The organism is Streptomyces sp. WAC04114, assembly GCF_019733245.1.
In the GTDB taxonomy this organism is placed as follows: Bacteria; Actinomycetota; Actinomycetes; order Streptomycetales; family Streptomycetaceae; genus Streptomyces; species Streptomyces massasporeus_A.
Map to the genome: position 1 here is coordinate 1 of NZ_JAIGQA010000077.1, position 19,082 is coordinate 19,082.

General features: G+C 73.2%; 14 protein-coding genes and 1 riboswitch. Of the genes, 4 read left to right on the forward strand and 10 right to left on the reverse strand.

Annotation, left to right across the window (positions count from 1 at the left end; genetic code table 11):
- Positions 1–22: 22 nt before the first annotated feature.
- The 9 genes from cobI to K4G64_RS20605 form a co-directional block, all read right to left on the reverse strand.
- Positions 23–754 carry a precorrin-2 C(20)-methyltransferase gene (gene cobI, locus K4G64_RS20565; RefSeq protein ID WP_221757486.1) on the reverse strand — a complete coding sequence of 244 codons (732 nt, stop codon included), beginning with the start codon at positions 752–754 and terminating at the stop codon, positions 23–25.
- On the reverse strand, positions 751–2,127 hold the full coding sequence (locus tag K4G64_RS20570) for a cobyrinate a,c-diamide synthase (protein ID WP_221757487.1): 1,377 nt from the start codon (positions 2,125–2,127) through the stop codon (positions 751–753). The genes cobI and K4G64_RS20570 overlap by 4 nt, the downstream gene beginning before the upstream one ends.
- Positions 2,124–2,732: a cob(I)yrinic acid a,c-diamide adenosyltransferase gene (cobO, locus tag K4G64_RS20575; protein WP_221757488.1), complete on the reverse strand. Its 609-nt coding sequence runs from the start codon at positions 2,730–2,732 to the stop codon at positions 2,124–2,126. Before cobO ends, K4G64_RS20570 begins: the two co-directional genes overlap by 4 nt.
- A complete protein-coding gene (locus K4G64_RS20580; RefSeq protein WP_221757489.1) occupies positions 2,732–4,729 on the reverse strand; it encodes a putative cobaltochelatase in 1,998 nt (665 codons plus the stop codon). The genes cobO and K4G64_RS20580 overlap by 1 nt, the downstream gene beginning before the upstream one ends.
- Positions 4,726–8,382, reverse strand: a complete 3,657-nt coding sequence (gene cobN, locus K4G64_RS20585) for a cobaltochelatase subunit CobN (protein WP_221757490.1) — start codon at positions 8,380–8,382, stop codon at positions 4,726–4,728. The genes K4G64_RS20580 and cobN overlap by 4 nt, the downstream gene beginning before the upstream one ends.
- On the reverse strand, positions 8,379–9,887 hold the full coding sequence (locus K4G64_RS20590) for a cobyric acid synthase (protein ID WP_221757491.1): 1,509 nt from the start codon (positions 9,885–9,887) through the stop codon (positions 8,379–8,381). Before K4G64_RS20590 ends, cobN begins: the two co-directional genes overlap by 4 nt.
- A 1-nt stretch (position 9,888) precedes the next feature.
- Positions 9,889–10,842 (reverse strand): cobalamin biosynthesis protein, encoded by a 954-nt coding sequence (locus K4G64_RS20595; RefSeq protein ID WP_221757492.1) that lies wholly within the window; start codon positions 10,840–10,842, stop codon positions 9,889–9,891.
- 99 nt (positions 10,843–10,941) lie between these two features.
- Positions 10,942–11,100, reverse strand: a riboswitch (cobalamin riboswitch).
- Positions 11,101–11,217: 117 nt separating this feature from the next.
- Positions 11,218–11,439 carry a hypothetical protein gene (locus K4G64_RS20600; RefSeq protein ID WP_221757493.1) on the reverse strand — a complete coding sequence of 74 codons (222 nt, stop codon included), beginning with the start codon at positions 11,437–11,439 and terminating at the stop codon, positions 11,218–11,220.
- A 34-nt stretch (positions 11,440–11,473) separates the two neighbouring features.
- Positions 11,474–12,727, reverse strand: coding sequence for an inorganic phosphate transporter (locus K4G64_RS20605; protein WP_221757494.1), 1,254 nt, complete (start codon positions 12,725–12,727; stop codon positions 11,474–11,476).
- 296 nt (positions 12,728–13,023) lie between these two features.
- On the opposite strand from K4G64_RS20605, the gene K4G64_RS20610 reads away from it, so the two are divergent.
- From K4G64_RS20610 to K4G64_RS20620, 3 genes are all read left to right on the forward strand, one after another.
- Positions 13,024–13,755 carry a class II aldolase/adducin family protein gene (locus K4G64_RS20610; protein WP_221757495.1) on the forward strand — a complete coding sequence of 244 codons (732 nt, stop codon included), beginning with the start codon at positions 13,024–13,026 and terminating at the stop codon, positions 13,753–13,755.
- Positions 13,756–13,837: 82 nt separating this feature from the next.
- On the forward strand, positions 13,838–14,965 hold the full coding sequence (locus K4G64_RS20615) for a S9 family peptidase (protein ID WP_221757496.1): 1,128 nt from the start codon (positions 13,838–13,840) through the stop codon (positions 14,963–14,965).
- Positions 14,966–15,383: 418 nt separating this feature from the next.
- Entirely contained in the window at positions 15,384–16,634 is a 1,251-nt protein-coding gene (locus tag K4G64_RS20620; RefSeq protein ID WP_221757497.1) for a hypothetical protein, read from the forward strand.
- Between the two features lie 25 nt (positions 16,635–16,659).
- Here K4G64_RS20620 and K4G64_RS20625 read toward each other — a convergent pair whose 3' ends face one another.
- Complete coding sequence (locus K4G64_RS20625; RefSeq protein ID WP_221757498.1) at positions 16,660–17,076, reverse strand: VOC family protein; 417 nt, start codon at positions 17,074–17,076, stop codon at positions 16,660–16,662.
- A 275-nt stretch (positions 17,077–17,351) separates the two neighbouring features.
- Between K4G64_RS20625 and K4G64_RS20630 the strand changes: the two genes are divergently transcribed.
- Positions 17,352–18,950, forward strand: coding sequence for an ABC-F family ATP-binding cassette domain-containing protein (locus tag K4G64_RS20630; RefSeq protein WP_221757499.1), 1,599 nt, complete (start codon positions 17,352–17,354; stop codon positions 18,948–18,950).
- The last annotated feature ends 132 nt before the right edge of the window (positions 18,951–19,082 follow it).

A 19,082-nucleotide genomic window follows, 5' to 3' on the forward strand; every position in this document is an offset into this window, starting at 1 on the left:
GGGCGTCGGTGGGCGGGGCGCGTCAGAGCTTGCCGCCGCGTCCGCCCTCGCGCCGGGCGGGCGCGATGAGCGTCGACAGATAGGGCAGGGGCGTTTCGTCGAGGTCGGCGGCCGGGCGCACGGACTCCTCCGGGAGCCCCAGCGCCGAGCCCCATACGGCGTCGGCGAGCCGCCCGGTCTCCCGCAACGCCTCGGCGACCTCGTGCGCCTGCCGCCCGAACTTGTAGGCGACCACGGTCCCGGGCCCGGCCAGGGCGTCCTTCAGCACGGCCGCCCCGGCGGTGACGGGCACGAGCGTGAGCGGCTCGGTGCCCTCGGTCAGCACGGCCCCCGACCGGGCGGCGAGGTCCTGCATGGCGGTGATCCCGGGCACGGTCTCCACGACGGTCCCCGGCACGAGCTCGGCGATGGTCTGCGCGAGGTAGGTGAACGTCGAGTACACATTGGGGTCGCCGATGGTCGCGAAGGCCACCGAGGCGTGCCGCCGCAGCAGTTCGGCGACCCGCTCCCCGGCCGCGTCCCAGGCGGCCTCGCGCCGGGCCCGGTCGCTGCGCTCGTTCAGCGCGAACACGACCCGCACGACCTTCTCCTCGGGCACGTAGTGCAACACGGTCGCCTCGGCCCGGCCGCGCTCCCCGCTGTCCATCACGGGGACCACCACGACCTCGGCCTGCCGCAGGGCGCCCACGCCCTTGACGGTGACCAGCTCCGGATCCCCGGGGCCCACCCCGACTCCGACCAGCTTGCTGCTCATGACGTCCGGCACCTCTCCACGAACCGACGGGCGACACCGGGCTCGGACGCCCAGTGCGTGTGCAGATAGCTCGCGTGCACACCGCGCTCCACGAAACCTTCGACCCGCGGCCGGGGACCGCGGACCCCCCAGGCGGGCTCCGCCCCCCAGCCGGGCTCCACGGCGGTCCGGTGGAACTCGTGGCCCCGTATCCGTGTCCCGGCCGCCGCGAGCACACTGTCGCTCACGGCCACGGCGTCCCGGTAGCCCAGCGTCAGCCGCTCGGTCATCCGCGCCGAGGCGTCCAGCACCCCGCACATCGGCAGCCCGTCCAGCTCCCGGCACAGATACAGCAGCCCGGCACACTCGGCGGCGACGGGAGCGCCGCTTCCGGCCAGCTCGGCAACGGCCTTGCGCAGGGGTTCGTTGGCGGACAGCTCCGCGGCGTACACCTCGGGGAACCCGCCCCCGATCACCAACCCGGCGGTCCTCTCGGGCAGTTCCTCGTCCCGCAACGGATCGAAGACGACGACCTCGGCCCCGGCGGCGGTGAGCAGTTCGGTGTGTTCGGCGTAGGAGAAGGTGAAGGCGGACCCACCGGCAACGGCGACAACGGGTCCCGGCTGCTTGTCCGACCGTGTCGGGTGGTGGGAGGGGGAGACGGGGGACCAGGGGGCGGAGCCCCCTGGTACGGAACCGGCTGCACGTGCCAGTGCTTCCAACGCCCCCAGGTCACAACCGTCCAAGACCTGCGCGGCCATCGCCGCCACCGCCTCCACCGCCGCAGCCCGCCGTTCGGCGACCGGCACCAGCCCCAGATGCCGCGACGGCGTGTCCACCTGCGGAGCGCGCCGCAACACCCCCAGCACCGGCACCCCGGCCTGCTCCAGCGCCTCCCGCAACAGCTCCTCGTGCCGGTCCGAGGCGACCTTGTTCAGGATCACGCCCCCGACCCGCACCTCCGGATCCCAGGAGGCGAACCCGTGCACCAGCGCCGCCACCGACCGCGACTGCGACGACGCGTCCACGACCAGCACCACCGGCGCCCCGAGCAGCTTCGCGACATGCGCCGTCGAGGCCAGCTCACCCTCGCCCGCGGCCCCGTCGTACAGCCCCATCACGCCCTCGACGACGGCGATGTCACACCCCCGCGCCCCGTGCAGGAACAGCGGCCCGACCAGCTCGGGCCCGCACAGGTACGCGTCTAGGTTCCGTCCCACCCGCCCGGTCGCGAGCGCGTGGTACCCGGGGTCGATGTAGTCCGGCCCGACCTTGTGCGGGGACACGGCGAGCCCCCGCGCGGCGAACGCGGCCATCAACCCCGTGGCGACGGTGGTCTTGCCGCTCCCCGAGGAGGGCGCGGCGATGACCAGCCGAGGGACGGAAGCACTCACCACTCGATGCCCCTCTGGCCCTTCTGGCCCGCGTCCATCGGATGCTTGACCTTGGACATGTCGGTCACGAGGTCGGCGAAGTCCACGAGCTTCCCTGGCGCGTTCCGCCCGGTGATGACGACATGCTGGGTGCCGGGCCGGTCCCGCAGCACGGAGATCACCTCGTCCGTGTCCACCCAGCCCCAGTGCATCGGGTAGGCGAACTCGTCGAGCACGTACAGCTGGTACGTCTCGGCCGCCAGGTCCCGCTTGACCTGCTCCCAGCCCTCCCGGGCCTTCTCCTCGTTGGTCGCGTTGTCACCCTGGATGTCGCGCTGCACCCAGGACCAGCCCTCGCCCATCTTGTGCCAGTCGACGGACCCGCCCTCGCCGGAGGCGCCGAGCACCCGCAGCGCGTTCTCCTCGCCGACCTTCCACTTCGCCGACTTGACGAACTGGAACACCCCGATGGGCCACCCCTGGTTCCAGGCCCGCAGCGCGAGCCCGAAGGCGGCGGTGGACTTGCCCTTGCCGATGCCCGTGTGGACGACGACCAGCGGCCGGTTCCGCCGCTGCCGGGTCGTCAGTCCGTCGTCCGGCACCACACTCGGCTGTCCCTGCGGCATTACGCGGCCCTCCTCTGCACGTCCTTCACCAGCCCGGCGATGCTGTCCGCCCGCAGCTCGTCCAATGTCACGGCCGTACCGCCCAGTTCGCCCGCGAGCTGCCCGGCGAGCCCCAGCCGCACCGGCCCCGACTCGCAGTCCACGACGACCGAGGCGAGACCGTCGGCCGCGAACAGCCGCGCCGCACGCCCGGCCAGGGCGACCGGCTCCGGGCCGCCGGTGGCGCGCCCGTCCGTCACGAGCACGACCAGCGGCCGCCGGGCCGGGTCGCGCAGCCGCTCCACGCGCAGCACGTCGTGGGCGCGCAGCAGCCCCGCGGCGAGCGGCGTGCGCCCGCCCGTCGGCAGCGTCTCCAGCCGGGCCGCCGCCGCGTCCACCGACGAGGTCGGCGGCAGCGCCACGTCCGCGGCCGTGCCGCGGAAGGTCACCAGACCCACCTTGTCGCGCCGCTGGTAGGCGTCCAGCAGCAGCGACAGCACGGCGCCCTTCACGGCGCTCATCCGCTGCCGGGCCGCCATCGACCCGGAGGCGTCCACGACGAACAGCACGAGATTGCCCTCGCGCCCCTCGCGGGTGGCCTGCCGCAGATCGTCCCGCCGCACCACCAGACCCGGCCCGGACCGTCCGCGCGCCCGCTGGTGCGGGGCCGCCGCCTGCACGGTCGCCGCCAGGTGCAGCTTGGTGAGCGCGCCCCGGGGCCGCCGGGCCCCGGTCGTCCGCCCGTGCTCGGTCCGCGCCCGAGAGCGCCGCCCGGCGGCGCCCTCGCCGATGCCGGGCACGCTCAGCACCTTGGTGCGAAACGGCTCCGACGCCCGTACGGCCGACTGCTCGCCGGCGCCCGACGGCTGCGGCTGCCCGCCCTCGCCGGCCTCGGGCCGGGCCGCGGTGTCGCCGTCGCCCTGGGGCGCGTCGTCGGGTTCGGGCTGTCCGCCGCCCCCTCCGGGCCCGTCAGGCCCGGGGTCCGGATCCGGGTCGTCGTCGTCCGAGCCGCCGAACTCCTCCAGGGTCTCGTCGAGCTTGTCCTCGTCGAGCCCCGGCGCGTCGAAGGGGTTGCGCCGCCGCCGGTGCGGCAGCGCGAGCAGCGCCGCCTGCCGGACGTCCTCGGCGAGCACGTCCGTGCGCCCGGCCCAGGCGGCCAGCGCCGTGGCGGTGCGCGCCATCACGATGTCGGCGCGCATGCCGTCCACCTCGAAGGCCGCACAGGTCGCCGCGATCTGCCGCAGCGCCCCGTCGCCCAGCCGCACGGACGGCAGCAGCTCCCGCGCGGCGACGATCCGCGCCCGTACGGCGGCCTCCTCCTCGGCCCAGCGCGCGGCGAAGGCGGCCGGGTCGTCGTCGTAGGCCAGCCGCCGCCGGACCACCTCCACCCGCTGGTCGGGCTCCCGCGAGGCCGCGACCTCCACGGTCAGCCCGAACCGGTCGAGCAACTGCGGCCGCAGCTCGCCCTCTTCGGGGTTCATGGTGCCCACGAGCAGGAAGCGGGCGGCGTGCCGCACCGAGACGCCCTCGCGCTCGACGTACGAGGCGCCCATCGCGGCGGCGTCCAGCAGCAGGTCGACCAGGTGGTCGTGGAGGAGGTTGACCTCGTCGACGTAGAGGATCCCGCGGTGCGCGTCGGCCAGCAGGCCCGGCTCGAAGGCCTTCACGCCCTCCGAGAGCGCCCGCTCGATGTCCAGCGCGCCGACCAGCCGGTCCTCGGAGGCGCCGACGGGCAGTTCGACCATGCGCGCGGCCCGGGTCTCGAACGCCCCCGGCTCGTGCGGCCCGTCCGGGCAGCCGGGATCGGGGGAGCCGGGGTCGCAGGAGAAGCGGCAGCCGGAGACGACGTCCAGCGTCGGCATGAGCGCCGACAGCGCCCGCACCGCCGTCGACTTGGCCGTGCCCTTCTCGCCGCGCACCAGCACACCGCCGACCGCGGGTGACACCGCGTTCAGCAGCAGCGCGAGCCGCAGGTCGTCCTGGCCGACGACGGCCGTGAACGGAAAGGGGGTGGTCACTTCTCGTCGCCCTCCAAGTCGCCTTCGAGTTCCAGATAGGTCGCGCGCAGCCGCTCCAGCGTCTCCGCGTCCGGCTCGGCCCACAGTCCGCGGTCGGCGGCCTCCAGCAGCCGCTCGGTGATGCCGCGCAGCGCCCAGGGGTTGGACTTCTTCATGAAGTCCCGGTTCTCCGGGTCGAAGACGTACTCAGCGCTGAGCTTCTCGTACATCCAGTCGTCCACGACCCCGGCCGTGGCGTCGTACCCGAAGAGGTAGTCCACGGTCGCCGCCATCTCGAAGGCGCCCTTGTAGCCGTGCCGCCGCATGGCCGCCATCCAGCGCGGGTTGACCACCCGGGCGCGGAAGACACGGTGCGTCTCCTCGCCGAGCGTGCGCGTCTTCACCTGGTCCGGGGTGGCCGAGTCGCCGACGTACGCCTCGGGGCTCGCGCCCGTCAGGTGCCGCACCATGGCGACCATGCCGCCGTGGTACTGGAAGTAGTCGTCGGCGTCGACCAGGTCGTGCTCACGGGTGTCGACGTTCTTCGCGGCGACGGCGATCCGCTTGAACGCCGTCTCCATGTCGCCGCGCGCGGCCCGCCCGTCCAGCCCGCGCCCGTAGGCGTAGCCGCCCCACACCGCGTACACCTCGGCGAGGTCCGCGTCGGAGCGCCAGTTGCGGGCGTCGATCAGCGGCAGCAGACCCGCCCCGTACGCCCCCGGCTTGGAGCCGAAGATGCGGGCCGTGGCCCGGCGGCGGTCGCCGTGCTCGGCAGTGTCCTGGTCGGCGTGGGCCCGGACGTGGTTGGACTCCGCCGGCTCGTCCAGCTCGGCCACCGTGCGCACGGCGTCGTCGATCAGGCCCACGACGTGCGGGAACGCGTCCCGGAAGAAGCCCGAGATACGGACCGTCACATCGATGCGCGGCCGGCCGAGCTCCGCCAGGGGCACCACCTCGAAGCCGGTCACGCGCCGCGAGGCGTCGTCCCACACCGGCCGGCAGCCCAGCAGCGCCAGGATCTCGGCGATGTCGTCGCCCTGGGTGCGCATCGCCGAGGTGCCCCACACCGTCAGGCCGACGGACGTCGGGTACTCGCCGGTGTCCTGCAGATACCGCTGCACCAGCGAGTCCGCCAGCGACTGCCCGACCTCCCAGCTCAGCCGGGACGGAATGGCCTTGGGGTCGACGGAGTAGAAGTTGCGGCCCGTCGGCAGGACGTTGACCAGCCCGCGGGTCGGCGAACCGGACGGACCGGCCGGGACGTAACCGCCCCTCAGGGCCCGCAGGATGTGCCCGATCTCGTCGGTGGTCTTCTCCAGCCGGGGCACGACCTCGGTGCAGGCGAACTCCAGCACGGCGACCGCGTCGGGGAGTTCGGTGCCCAGGACCTCCCGGACCAGCGGTGCGCTGTCCGCGACCGCCCAGCCGCGCTCCTCCATGCCCTCCGCGATCCGCCGGCACAGCTGCTCCAGCAGGTCGATCGCGTCGGCGGCGCTGCGCGAGGGGCCGTCCACCAGGTCCGTCAGCTCGACGGGCACCTTCACCGGAGCGCCCGGCTCGGCCAGCAGCTCCTTCTCCACCAGCCCGAAGTGCTGCGCCAGCGACGCCCGCAGGCCCGGCAGCGCGTTGGCCTGCCCGCCCCACACCTGAGAGGCGCGCAGCACGGCCAGCACGAGGTTCACGCGCGGCTCGCCGACCGGCCCGCCGCCCAGGATGTGCAGTCCGTCGCGGATCTGCACGTCCTTGATCTCGCACAGATAGCCGTCGATGTGCATGACGAACTCGTCGAACTCCGCGTCGTCCGGCTGCTCGTCGACGTGCAGGTCGTGGTGGAGCTCGGCGGCCTTGACCAGCGTCCAGATCTGGGCGCGCACGGTCGGCGCCTTCGCCGGGTCCAGGTCGGAGACGAGCGCGTACTCGTCGAGGAGCTGCTCCAGCTTGGCCAGGTCGCCGTAGGTGTCGGCACGGGCCATCGGCGGCACGAGGTGGTCGACGACCGTGGCGTGCCCGCGCCGCTTGGCCTGGGTGCCCTCGCCCGGGTCGTTGACGATGAACGGATAGATCAGCGGCAGGTCCCCGAGGACCGCGTCCGGGGCGCAGCCCCCGCTGAGCCCGAGTCCCTTGCCGGGCAGCCACTCCATGGTGCCGTGCTTGCCCATGTGCACGATGGCGTCCGCGCCGAAGCTGTTCTCCAGCCACCGGTAGGCCGCCATGTAGTGGTGGGACGGCGGCATGTCCGGGTCGTGGTAGATCGCGATCGGGTTCTCGCCGAAGCCGCGGGGCGGCTGGATCATCACGACGACGTTCCCGAACTGCAGGGATGCCAGCACGATGTCGTCGCCGTCGACGTAGAGACTCCCCGGCGGCTCGCCCCACGCCTCGGTCATGGCGTCCTTCAGCTCCGGGTCGAGCTTCTCGAACCACGCCCGGTAGTCGGCCAGCGGCACCCGCGCGGGCGCGGCGGCCAGCTGCTCCTCCGTCAGCCACTCCACGTCGTGCCCACCGGCGTTGATGAGCCGGTGGATCAGCTCGTCGCCCTGGTCCGGATGCCCCTCGACGACGTACCCGGCGTCCCGCAGCGCGTCCAGCACCCGCACCGCCGAGGCCGGCGTGTCCAGCCCGACCGCGTTGCCGACCCGCGAGTGCTTGGTCGGGTAGGCGGTGAAGACCAGCGCCAGCTTCTTCTCGGCGTTCTCCTTGTGCCGCAGCCGCGCGTGCCGTACGGCGATGCCGGCGACGCGCCCCGCGCGCTCCGGGTCGGCGACGTAGACGGGCACGTCGTCCGGGCCCTGCTCCTTGAAGGAGAACGGCACGGTGATCAGCCGCCCGTCGAACTCCGGGATGGCCACCTGCATCGCGGCGTCCATGGGGGACAGGGCGGCGTCCGAGTCGGCCCAGGCCTGCCGCGAGGACGTCAGGCACAGGCCCTGCAGCACGGGGATGTCCAGCTCGGCGAGGGCGCCGATGTCCCAGGCCTCCTCGTCACCGCCCGCCGAGGCCTGCGAGGCGTGGGTGCCGCCCGCGGCGAGGACGGTGGCGACCAGGGTGTCCGCCTGCCCGAGGATCTCGTACAGGCCCGCGTCCGCCCCGCGCAGCGAACCGCAGTACACGGGCAGCGCGTTGGCGCCCCGCGCCTCGATCGCGTCGCACAGGGTGTCCACGAAGGCGGTGTTGCCGCTCAGTTCGTGCGCCCGGTAGAAGAGCACGCCGACGGTCGGACGGCCCGGCACGAGTTCACGCTCGCCGTGGACGCCGTACTCGGGCATCTTCCGCGGCTCGTCGAACCCCTCGCCGGTCAGCAGCACGGTGTCGGAGAGGAACCGGGCGAGTTCGGTGAGGTTGTCCGGCCCGCCCTCCACGAGGTACCGCAGCGCCTCGGCGACGACACCGGCCGGCACGGACGACTCGGCCATCAGCTCCGCGTCCGGTACGGCCTCACCGCCGAGCAGCACGGTCGGGATGCCGGAGGCCTTCAGCGCGGCGAGCCCGTCCTCCCAGGCCCGCTTGCCGCCGAGCAGCCGGACGACGGCGATGGACGCTCCGTCCAGCAGGGCCGGAAGCTCCTCCCGGACGTCCACGCGGGTCGGGTTGCCGATCCGGTAGTCGGCACCGGAGGCGGCCCGGGCCGCCAGCAGGTCCGTGTCGGCGGTCGACAACAACAACACAGTGCTCATGCGGGCGCTCCCGGTGGAATGAAGGGCAGTCCTTGCGGCGCGCCGGACTCGATGAGCCGCCACAGCGCGTCCGTGTCCGCGTGCTGTTCGATCAGATCGCCGAGCCGGTCGAGCTGCTCCTCGCGCAGCGCGGCGAACGAGGTGTCCGGCGCGGGCACGAAGCGGCGGCCCGCGGCGGCCGCCACCTCGCGCAGAAAGGCCCGCCGGAAGCCGTCCGACTCCAGCGAGCCGTGCCAGTGCGTGCCCCAGGTCTGGCCGACCCGGCAGCCGTCCAGGAAGGGAGTCCCTCCCGTGACGTCGGCGACGCCGTGGTGGATCTCGTAACCCTCGACGTGCTCCCCGAGGGCCTCGCCCGCCGGTCGCGTGAGGGTCTTCTCGCGGGCGAACCGCACCCGCACGGGCAGGATCCCGAGCCCGTCGACGTGGCCCCGGCGGCTCTCGACGTCGTCCTCGATGTGCTCGCCGAGGATCTGGAAGCCGCCGCAGATGCCGAGGACGGGCCGCTGCTCGGCGGCCCTGCGGACCAGGGCGTCGGCGAGCCCGCGCTCGCGCAGCCACTCCAGTGCCCGGACCGTCCCGCGAGTGCCGGGCACGATGACGAGGTCGGCGTCGGACAGTTCCTCCGGCCGGTCCACGAACCGCACCACGACGCCGGGTTCGGCGGCCAGCGCGTCCACGTCGGTGAAGTTGGACATGAGCGGCACGGCGCAGACGGCGACGCGCAGCACGTCCTCGCCGACCGGCGGCGCGACGACGGACTCCCGCAACGCTCCCCGCAGGGAGACCCGCAGCCCGTCCTCCTCGTCGATCCCGAGCCCGTGCCGGAACGGCAGCACACCGTAGGTCCGCCGACCCGTGAGCCCGTGCAGCATCTCCAGACCCGGCTCCAGCAGGGAGACGTCCCCGCGGAACTTGTTGACGAGGAACCCGGCGACGCAACGCTGGTCCTCGGGCGACAGCAGCGCCACCGTCCCGAAGAACGAGGCGAACACCCCGCCCCGGTCGATGTCGCCGACGACGAGCACGGGCAGCCCGGCGTTCCGGGCGATCCCCATGTTCACGATGTCCGTCCGCCGCAGATTGATCTCGGCGGGAGAACCGGCCCCCTCACAGATCACCGCGTCATACGTGCCCCGCAACTGCTCCAGGCAGTCCAGCACCGTCCCGAGCAACTGCTGCTGCCGTCCGCCGTGATAGCCGCGCGCGCTCAGCTCCCCGACCGGCTTGCCCAGCAGCACGACCTGACTGCTCTGCTCGCCACCGGGCTTGAGCAGCACCGGATTCATCAGCGCGGTCGGCTCGATGCGGCAGGCCTGCGCCTGCATGGCCTGCGCCCGCCCGATCTCGGCCCCCTCCGTCGTCACGAAGGAGTTCAGGGACATGTTCTGCGCCTTGAAGGGCGCGACTTTGACGCCCTGGCGCACCAGCCACCGGCAGATCCCGGCGGTCACGACGCTCTTTCCGGCGTCGGAGGTGGTACCGGCGACGAGAAGCCCACCGCTCATGTCAGTTCCCCCTTTTCGATGACCGCGCGCTCATCAGCGACCGCGCACCGGCGCACACCCCGAGCGCGAGCCAGGTGACACGCTTCGACAGCCGCACGGCCCGCTCGACGTCGTGGCGGCCGACGGCCCGCCCCGGCGTGTTCAGCACGGGCCGGTGCTCCACCCGCCCGCCGTACGAGAGCGTCCCGCCCAGCCGCACCCCGAGCGCCCCCGCGAACGAGGCCTCCACGGGCCCGGCGTTGGGACTCGGATGCCGCGCCGCGTCGGCCCGCCAGGCCCGCACGGCCCCCCGCGGATCCGGCCCGGCCAGCACGGCGAGTACGGCGGTCAGCCGCGCTCCCGGCCAACCCGCGAGGTCGTCCAGGCGGGCGGAGGCCCACCCGTACCGGCGGTACCGGGCCGACTTGTGCCCGACCATGGCGTCCAGGGTGTTGACGGCCCGGAACCCGAGCAGCCCCGGCACACCGCCGACGGCCCCCCACACCAGCGCCCCCACCACGGCGTCGGAGGTGTTCTCGGCGACCGACTCGACCACGGCCCGGGCCATGCCGTCGGCGTCGAGGGCCTGCGGATCCCGGCCGCACAGATGCGGCAGCCGGGCCCGGGCCGCCTCGACGTCCCCGGCCTCCAGGGCATGCCCGATGGTCCGCGCTTCCCGGGCGAGTGAAGTCCCCCCGACGACGGCCCAGGTGGCGGCAGCGGTCAGTGCGACGGAGGCGGCGGGGGAGGTGCGCACGGCGCGCGCGGCGACGGACCCGAGGGCGACGGCCCCTCCGGCACACACGGTGCTGTGCAGCGCGCCCCACCCGCGGTGGTCCCGCCACAACACCCGTTCCACGGCACTCGCGGCCCGCCCGAACGCGGCGACCGGATGCCCCCGGCGAGGATCACCGAGCAGCAGGTCACCGATCAGGCCGGCGGCGGCGCCGTACGCGAAGACGCGACCGGCACCCATGGGCTCAGCCGGCCAGGAGGGCGGGCAGGGGTGGGGTGGTGAACCTCGATCGGCAGCCGCGCATGGCGATGTGTGTCCTCACTCAGGGTGTCCACGCCCTGGTTCGACGAGACCGGCGGTGAGAGTTCCTGGCTCCCGGGGATTGCTACCCCGGTGACAGTGGCGGGACCGCGCCGGACTTTCACCGGCTTCCTCTCCTGCCGCCGTATTGGCCCCGGCAGTCCACCACGGCCGGGAACCGCCGTCAACTTGCCGTTGACCTGCGAGGGGAGAGTGTGGAGAACCCCACACCGCCCCCTGTCGTACACACGACGACCGGGCGGTACGGAACCGGAGTTCCGTACCGCCCGGTGGACACGACGTGACGTCAGGCCCTCAGGCCACGATCAGGTAGATCCCGTACCCCACGGCCGCCGCACACGCAGCGAAACAGGCGTACGCGCCGGTGACCGCGAGTCCCGCGGTTCCGCCCTCCGCCACCGCCCGCTCGCGGCGCGACAGGCCGGTGATGCCGAGGCTGAACAGGCCGACGAGGGCCACGGTGACCACGAGGCTGACACCGAAGACGGAGCCGAGGGCCGCCCAGTCGATCTTCATATCAACAGACTCTTCCTTGTAACCGGTGGCGGGGTCAGACCGTGGTGGTCGTGGTCGGCGTGCGCTCGGCGGTGGCCTGCGACGGGAACGCGGGGACCGGGTCCTCCGACGCCGGGGCCGTGCCTCCCGCCGGGGGCGGAGTCACGGCGGCGATCGCCGTGGTGACCACGCCCGCGGGCTCCGCGGCGTCGGTGTCGTTGACGTTGGTGTGGTCGACCACCTCACGCCGCGAGAGCTTCCAGATCCACGCGCTGGAGGCGACCAGGAAGACCGCCACCACGGCGGTGCCCCAGCTGCCGAAGCCGGTGACGTACTCGGCGAGCGCGCCCACCAGGGCCGCGGCCGGGAGCGTCAGGCCCCACGCGACGAACATCCGCGTCGCGGTGGACCAGCGGACCACGCCGCCCTTGCGGCCGAGGCCGGCGCCCATCACCGAGCCGGACACGGAGTGCGTCGTGGAGAGGGAGAAGCCGAGGTGGGAGGAGGCCAGGATGACCGTGGCCGCGGAGGTCTGGGCGGCGAAGCCCTGCTGCGGCTGGAGGTCGGTCAGGCCCTTGCCCATGGTGCGGATGATGCGCCAGCCACCCAGGTACGTGCCGAGCGCGATGGCGAGACCCGCCGAGAGGATGACCCACATGGGCGGGTCGGAGTCGGGCGCGACCGCGCCGCCGGCCACCAGGGCGAGGGTGATGACACCCATCGTCTTCTGCGCGTCGTTGGTGCCGTGTGCCAGGGAGACCAGGCCCGCGGAGGCGATCTGGCCGGCCCGGTAGCCCTTCTTGGACGCGTTGCCGTCGGCCTTGCGGCCGAGGGAGTACGTCAGCCGCGTGGCGAGCAGGGCCGCGATGCCCGCGACCAGCGGGGCGGCGATCGCCGGGATGAGCACCTTGGTGACCAGCACGTCGCCGTGCACCGCGCCGACGCCCGCCGAGGCGATCGTGGCACCGATCAGACCGCCCATGAGGGCGTGGGAGGAGCTGGACGGCAGACCGACCAGCCAGGTCAGCAGGTTCCAGAGGATCGCGCCGACCAGGGCGGCGAAGATGACCTCGGGGCGGATGCCGGCCTCGTCGACGAGGCCCTTTGAGATCGTGTTGGCGACTTCGACGGACAGGAAGGCGCCGACCAGGTTGAGGACCGCGGACATGGCCACCGCAACCTTGGGCTTCATGGCGCCCGTGGAAATGGTCGTGGCCATCGCGTTCGCGGTGTCGTGGAAACCGTTCGTGAAATCGAACGCGAGAGCGGTTACCACCACAATCGCGAGGATCAGCGAGAAGCTTTCCATTTACCCAGGCAATCGTTCGAGGTCATTGGCGCGACGAACGTAGGCAACCTGAGTGAACGGAAGATGAACTGGGAGGGGCGCAGGGGTGACCGCAACGGGGGGTCCTCGTTCCGCCCCGGAACAGCGGCCTCCACGCCCGCGCGCCCAGCCGCCGCGGCCGAACCGATTCAGTCGATCGAGTGACCGCTTGAACACGTTCCGTCCAGCCGGCCCGGCCGTCGGGATCGTTTCGGTGACAGGTCCTGAAGTGCCCCCGCGCTGCGGCGCTTTGAGCCCGACCCTGGCAGGATCGCGGCATGGCTGAGCAGCGAGGCGACGAGCGGGGCACGGGAGACACGCGGGAGAGCGAACGGGGCGTGGGGGAGTCGCGGCGCGGGAGTGCGCGCCCCGAGGAGGCGCGCGCCTGGGAGGACCTCGTCACGACGGCCCGCCGGACCGTCTCGGACGGACTCGTCGTCGGCACGTCCGGCAACGTCTCGGTACGCGTCGGCGACACCGTCCTCGTCACACCGTCGGGCGTCCCCTACGACCGGCTGACGCCGGACGACGTGACCGGCGTGGACCTCGACGGCCGGCAGGTCCTCGGCGCGCTCGTCCCGACCAGCGAGCTCCCCATGCACCTCGCGGTCTACCGCACCACCGGCGCCCTGGCCGTCGTCCACACCCACGCCGTCAACGCGACGGCCGTCTCGACGCTCGTCGACGAGCTCCCGCTGATCCACTACATGGCCGCCGCGCTCGGCGGCCCCGTCCGGGTCGCCCCCTATGCCACCTACGGCACCGACGAGTTGGCCGAGAACATGCTCCGCGCCCTCGCCGACCGCTCCGGCTGCCTCCTCCGCAACCACGGCACCATCGCCCACGGCGCCACCCTCGACCAGGCCTACGACCGCACCGCCCAGCTGGAGTGGATGTGCCGCCTGTGGCTCACCGCCTCCTCGGTGCCCGGCCTGGCCCCGAGCCTGCTGTCCCGGGAACAGCTGACGCAGGTGGAGGAACGCCTGCGCGGCTACGGCCAGCGGGGCTGAGCCGCCCCCACGGCCGCCGCGGACGTCACCCCGCCGCTGCCTCCCACTGGTCGCTGACGGCATCCGCCAGGACACTGGAGCCGTGCGCACTGTCAAAGCGACGGCCGCTGCCGTCACCGCCGTGATCGGGGCCGGTGCCGCCGCGGTGGCCGCCGGCCGGCTCGCCAGCGACGCCGCGCTCAAGGCGCCCCCCGGCAGGCCCCTGCCCACCGAACCCCGGCTCACGGTGCACGGCACCGCCGCCGGGCAGATCAGCCTCACCCGGGACCTCGCCGCCCTGCGCCCCGGCCGCTACGGCCTCTCCGGCAACGGCTCCCACGCGGTCGTCGGCCCCGTCCTGACCGGTGTCACGCACTCCGCCGACACCGTGGTGCGCCGCCTGGAGAGCGTGACGCACGGCACACTGACGGCCGGCGACAAGGTCTGGCTCACCCCGAACGTATACGTCGGCAACCCGAGCGCAGCCCTCGGCCTCGAACACGCCGACGTCGACGTCCCCGGCGAGCTCGGCGCCCTGCCCGCGTGGTTCGTACCGGGCAAGCGGGACACCTGGGTGATCGCCGTGCACGGCCTGGGCACCACCCGGGAACTCGCCATGAACGTCATGGGGTTCCTGCACCGCAGCCGCTTCCCGGTGCTCGCCCTCGCCTACCGCGGTGACCTGGGCGCACCCCGCCCGCCCGACGGCCTGAACCACCTCGGTGAGACCGAGTGGCGCGACCTCGACGCCGCCATCCGCTACGCCGTGCGCTACGGAGCCCGCCAGGTCGTCCTGCACGGCTGGTCCACCGGCGCCACCATGGCCCTGCGCGCCGCCGCCCACTCGGGACTGCGCGACCGCGTCTCCGGGCTCGTCCTGGACTCTCCGGTGCTCAGCTGGGAGGCCACCCTGCGCGCCCTCGCCTCGGCCCGCCGCACCCCGGGCGCGCTGCTGCCCCTGGCGGTCCGCGCCGCCCAGGGCCGCACCGGCCTGACCGGCGACCGCGCCACGGGCCCGGACCCGGCCGACGGCCTGCGCGTCCCGGCGCTCGTCTTCCATGGACCGGACGACATCGTCGCCCCCTGGCAGCTCTCGCGCCGGCTCGCCGACGCCCGCCCGGACATGGTCGCCCTGCGCACCGTCGCCCACGCGCCCCACGGGGCCATGTGGAACGCCGACCCGGAGGCCTACGAGGAGGCGCTGCGCCGCTTCATGACGCCCCTCATGTGACCTCGCTCACACGCGCCCGCCGACGCGGCCCTGCCGCCGGTGTCCTGGCGGTCTCTCACACACCCCCCGTTCACGCCCCCTTCGCCCTGCCGCAACCACCTCCCGTTCCCGCTCGGCACCGAGCGGTCGCGGCGATTCCGTTTAGCGTCGTACCACTGGCCTGTTCCCGGCCCTCGACCACTCCTGCGCACAGGTGCGTTGGCCCTCACCGTCGCCCGCCGTGACATTCCGTTTGGGTTTTCGGACCGTCAACCGGAAGACTGCCCCCGTGACGTCCCGTATCCCGCGCGACTCCAGGCTTCGACTCGTCCGCCCGCGACCCCTGGCCGCCGCCCCCCAAGCGATGAACCAGCGGCGCTCGCGCCGCCCCGCACCGCGCCCTCCGGAGGGCACCCCGGCACCGGCGGAGCTGGCCAGAATGGCACGCTCAGGTCTGGCCGACGCGGCCCGCGTCGCCCGTTGGGCCGACGCCGCCCTCGGCCCCGGCCGGGACAGCGGCACCGATGACGGCAAGGCCACCCTCTCCGAGGCGACCGCCGAACGGGCCGCCCGCGACCTGAATCTGACTTCGGCTCAGGTCAGAGCCGACTGGGACACCGCCCGCCTCGCCGGTCTCATCGAGGTGCACGGCGACAGCGCCCGCCCCGGCTGGCGGCTGCGCGCCTGGAACCGCGACGACAGCGCCGTGCTGCGCGGCTGGGTCGCCCTCTTCGACGCCTGGTCGCTCGCCCACCCGGAGCCCGCGGACCACGAGCCCGCCGCCGTCGCCGAGGTCGTCTCCGCCATGCCGCAGGTGCTCTCCTTCCTCCAGCTGTCCGCCGGGCCCGTCCCCGTGGAGCAGCTCCTCGACCTGCTGGAGCAGCGCGTCACCGAGCTGCGCACCGCCCGCTGCGAGATCCCCTACGGCCCCCAGCCCGAGCCGTCGGACGAACCGGAGCACACCGACGCCCCGCTCGCCCCGCTGCTCGACTGGGCCCTGCGCGCCCTCGCCTCCGTCGGCGCCCTCACCTACGGCGACGGCCAGGCCACCCTCACCCCCCTCGGCAGCTGGGCCGTCTGGGTCAAGCTGGAGCAGATCTGCGTCGCCGCGCAGAGCCCCGCCGGGAACATCGAGCAGGCCGCCGAGGACATGCTCCGCGGCTGCGCCCAGCTGCGCCCCAACGCGGCCCGCGCCGAGTACCGCGCCTGGCTCGCCGCCCGCCCCGTCGGCAGCGCCGTCACCGAGCTCCTCGGCGCCGCGCGCGGTGAGGACGCCCTGCTGCGCGGCCTCGCCTTCGAGGCGCTGCGCGTGGTCGGCGCGCCTGCCGAGCCGGACGTCCGCGCCGTACTGGAGGAGCCCACGCTCCGGCCCTACGGGCTGCTGTGGCTGGCCGAGCACGACGGCGCCGATCCCGAGGACGCCCACGAGGTCCTCACCCGCGAGGAGGCGACATGGCTGTGGGTGGACACCGCGGCCGCCGTCGCCGACCACGGTGAGGCGCCGCTGCTGGTGCGCCACCTGGAGTCCGCGGTGCAGCCGACCGTCCCGATGCTGCTGGAGGAGGTACGCGCCGTGGGGCACCCGCGCACCGTGCAGGTCCTGGTCGCCCTCGCCGCCGCACACCCCGACCCGGCCCTGGCCAAGGCGGTGCGCCGGGCCGCCTTCCAGGTGCACACCGGCGGCAGCTAAGGGCCGCGGCCCGCCCCGCGGGACGTCAGCCCGCCGCAATCTCGGGCGCGTACGTCCCGAAGCTCCACACATTGCCCTCGAGGTCCCGAGCCATGTAGTCCCGCGAGCCGTAGTCCTGGTCCGTCGGGGGCATCAGCACCTCCACGCCGTGGTCGACGGCGTGGCGGTGGTGGCCGTCCACGTCGTCCACCACCACGTACACCCCCGTGGTGCCCGCGCCCTTCATGGCCGTGTCGAACAGGCCGCCCCGGCCCTTGGTGCCGACCATCACCGCGCCGTTGCCCTGCGCCAGCTCGGCGTGCATCACCGAGCCGTCCTCGCCCTCGTAGACCGAAAGCTCCGTGAAGCCGAAGGCCTCCGTGAGCTGCCGGATCGCGGCTTTCGCGTCCGCGTACAGCAGCGTCGGATAGATGCTCGGACGCCCGCCGGACATGCCTGCCATGGCGATCACTTCCTCGTGTCTCGCGGGGATGTCCCGACTCAGTGTTCCACCGGCCACCGACAACGGCCCTCCTCCCGGCCGCCGGTGATCGAACACCCGCACACAGAAAAAGTGGTTGCACGCCCCCGTTAGACTGTCCCCCATGGCCATTCTCCTCGCGCATTAGACGGCGGGAACGCCCGCCCGTCGCCCGCCACCACCCTTCTGACGGCGCGCTACGCGCGGCACCCTCTGATTCGTCCATCCCGCCCCCGTATCCGCCCTGGAGTCTGTCCGTGATCTCCGCCTCCGGTATCGAGCTGCGCGCCGGTGCCCGCGTCCTCATCGAAAACGCCTCGTTCCGCATCGCCAAAGGCGACCGCATCGGCCTCGTCGGCCGCAACGGCGCGGGAAAGACCACCCTCACCAAGTGCCTGGCGGGCGAGGGCATGCCCGCCGGCGGCAGCATCACCCGCTCCGGCGAGGTCGGCTACCTCCCGCAGGACCCCCGCACCGGCGACCTGGACATCCTCGCCCGCGACCGCATCCTGTCCGCGCGCGGCCTGGACGTGCTGATCCGCAAGATGCGCGACAACGAACAGCGCATCGCCAACGGCAAGGGCGCCACCCGCGACAAGGCGCTCAAGCAGTACGAGCGCCAGGAGACGGAGTTCCTCACCAAGGGCGGGTACGCCGCCGAGGCCGAGGCCGCCACCATCGCCGCGGCGCTCAACCTGCCCGACCGGGTGCTCGGCCAGCCGCTGCACACCCTCTCCGGCGGTCAGCGCCGCCGTATCGAGCTGGCCCGGATCCTGTTCTCCGACGCCGACACCCTGCTGCTCGACGAGCCCACCAACCACCTCGACGCCGACTCGATCGTCTGGCTGCGCGACTACCTCAAGACCTACCGCGGCGGCTTCATCGTGATCTCCCACGACGTCGACCTGGTCGAGACGGTCGTCAACAAGGTGTTCTACCTGGACGCCAACCGCGCCCAGATCGACATCTACAACATGGGCTGGAAGCTCTACCAGCAGCAGCGCGAGGCCGACGAGAAGCGCCGCAAGCGCGAGCGCCAGAACGCCGAGAAGAAGGCCTCCGCGCTGCACTCGCAGGCCGACAAGATGCGGGCCAAGGCCACCAAGACCGTCGCCGCGCAGAACATGGCCCGCCGGGCGGACAAGCTGCTGGCCGGCCTGGAGGCCGAGCGGAAGTCCGACAAGGTCGCCAAGCTGCGCTTCCCCGAGCCCTCCCCGTGCGGCAAGACCCCGCTCATGGCCGAGGGACTGTCGAAGTCCTACGGCTCGCTGGAGATCTTCACCGACGTCGACCTGGCCATCGACAAGGGCTCCCGAGTCGTCATCCTCGGCCTCAACGGCGCGGGCAAGACGACCCTGCTGCGCCTGCTCGGCGGGGCCGAGAAGCCCGACACCGGCCAGGTCATCGAGGGCCACGGCCTCAAGCTCGGCTACTACGCGCAGGAGCACGAGACCCTCGACCCGGACCGCACGGTCCTGGAGAACATGCGCTCGGCCGCCCCCGACCTGGACCTGGTGGACGTCCGTAAGACGCTCGGCTCGTTCCTGTTCTCCGGCGACGACGTCGACAAGCCGGCCGGTGTCCTCTCCGGCGGCGAGAAGACCCGTCTCGCGCTGGCCACCCTCGTGGTGTCCTCGGCGAACGTGCTGCTCCTCGACGAGCCGACCAACAACCTCGACCCCGCCAGCCGCGAGGAGATCCTCGGCGCGCTGCGCACCTACAAGGGCGCGGTCGTCCTCGTCACGCACGACGAGGGCGCGGTCGAGGCGCTCCAGCCGGAGCGGATCATCCTGCTGCCCGACGGCGTCGAGGACCTGTGGGGTGCCGACTACGCGGATCTTGTCGCCCTCGCCTGATCGCACGTCGCGTTCACTTGATCGCGCGTCGCGTTCACTTGATCGAAAGCGTGATCAACGGCGTATGGATCATTCGGCCCAGCGGTGATCCATCATCTGTGTGAGATCTCCTCGTATCGAGGTGTGTCCTAC

Excerpts from the sequence above, each read along its gene's own strand:
- cobI (WP_221757486.1), bottom strand. The coding sequence starts at position 754 with ATGAGCAGCAAGCTGGTCGGAGTCGGGGTGGGCCCCGGGGATCCGGAG.
- cobO (WP_221757488.1), bottom strand. The coding sequence starts at position 2,732 with ATGCCGCAGGGACAGCCGAGTGTGGTGCCGGACGACGGACTGACGACC.
- cobN (WP_221757490.1), bottom strand. The coding sequence starts at position 8,382 with ATGAGCACTGTGTTGTTGTTGTCGACCGCCGACACGGACCTGCTGGCG.
- K4G64_RS20590 (WP_221757491.1), bottom strand. The coding sequence starts at position 9,887 with ATGAGCGGTGGGCTTCTCGTCGCCGGTACCACCTCCGACGCCGGAAAG.
- K4G64_RS20595 (WP_221757492.1), bottom strand. The coding sequence starts at position 10,842 with ATGGGTGCCGGTCGCGTCTTCGCGTACGGCGCCGCCGCCGGCCTGATC.
- K4G64_RS20600 (WP_221757493.1), bottom strand. The coding sequence starts at position 11,439 with ATGAAGATCGACTGGGCGGCCCTCGGCTCCGTCTTCGGTGTCAGCCTC.
- K4G64_RS20605 (WP_221757494.1), bottom strand. The coding sequence starts at position 12,727 with ATGGAAAGCTTCTCGCTGATCCTCGCGATTGTGGTGGTAACCGCTCTC.
- K4G64_RS20610 (WP_221757495.1), top strand. The coding sequence starts at position 13,024 with ATGGCTGAGCAGCGAGGCGACGAGCGGGGCACGGGAGACACGCGGGAG.
- K4G64_RS20620 (WP_221757497.1), top strand. The coding sequence starts at position 15,384 with ATGGCACGCTCAGGTCTGGCCGACGCGGCCCGCGTCGCCCGTTGGGCC.
- K4G64_RS20625 (WP_221757498.1), bottom strand. The coding sequence starts at position 17,076 with ATGGCAGGCATGTCCGGCGGGCGTCCGAGCATCTATCCGACGCTGCTG.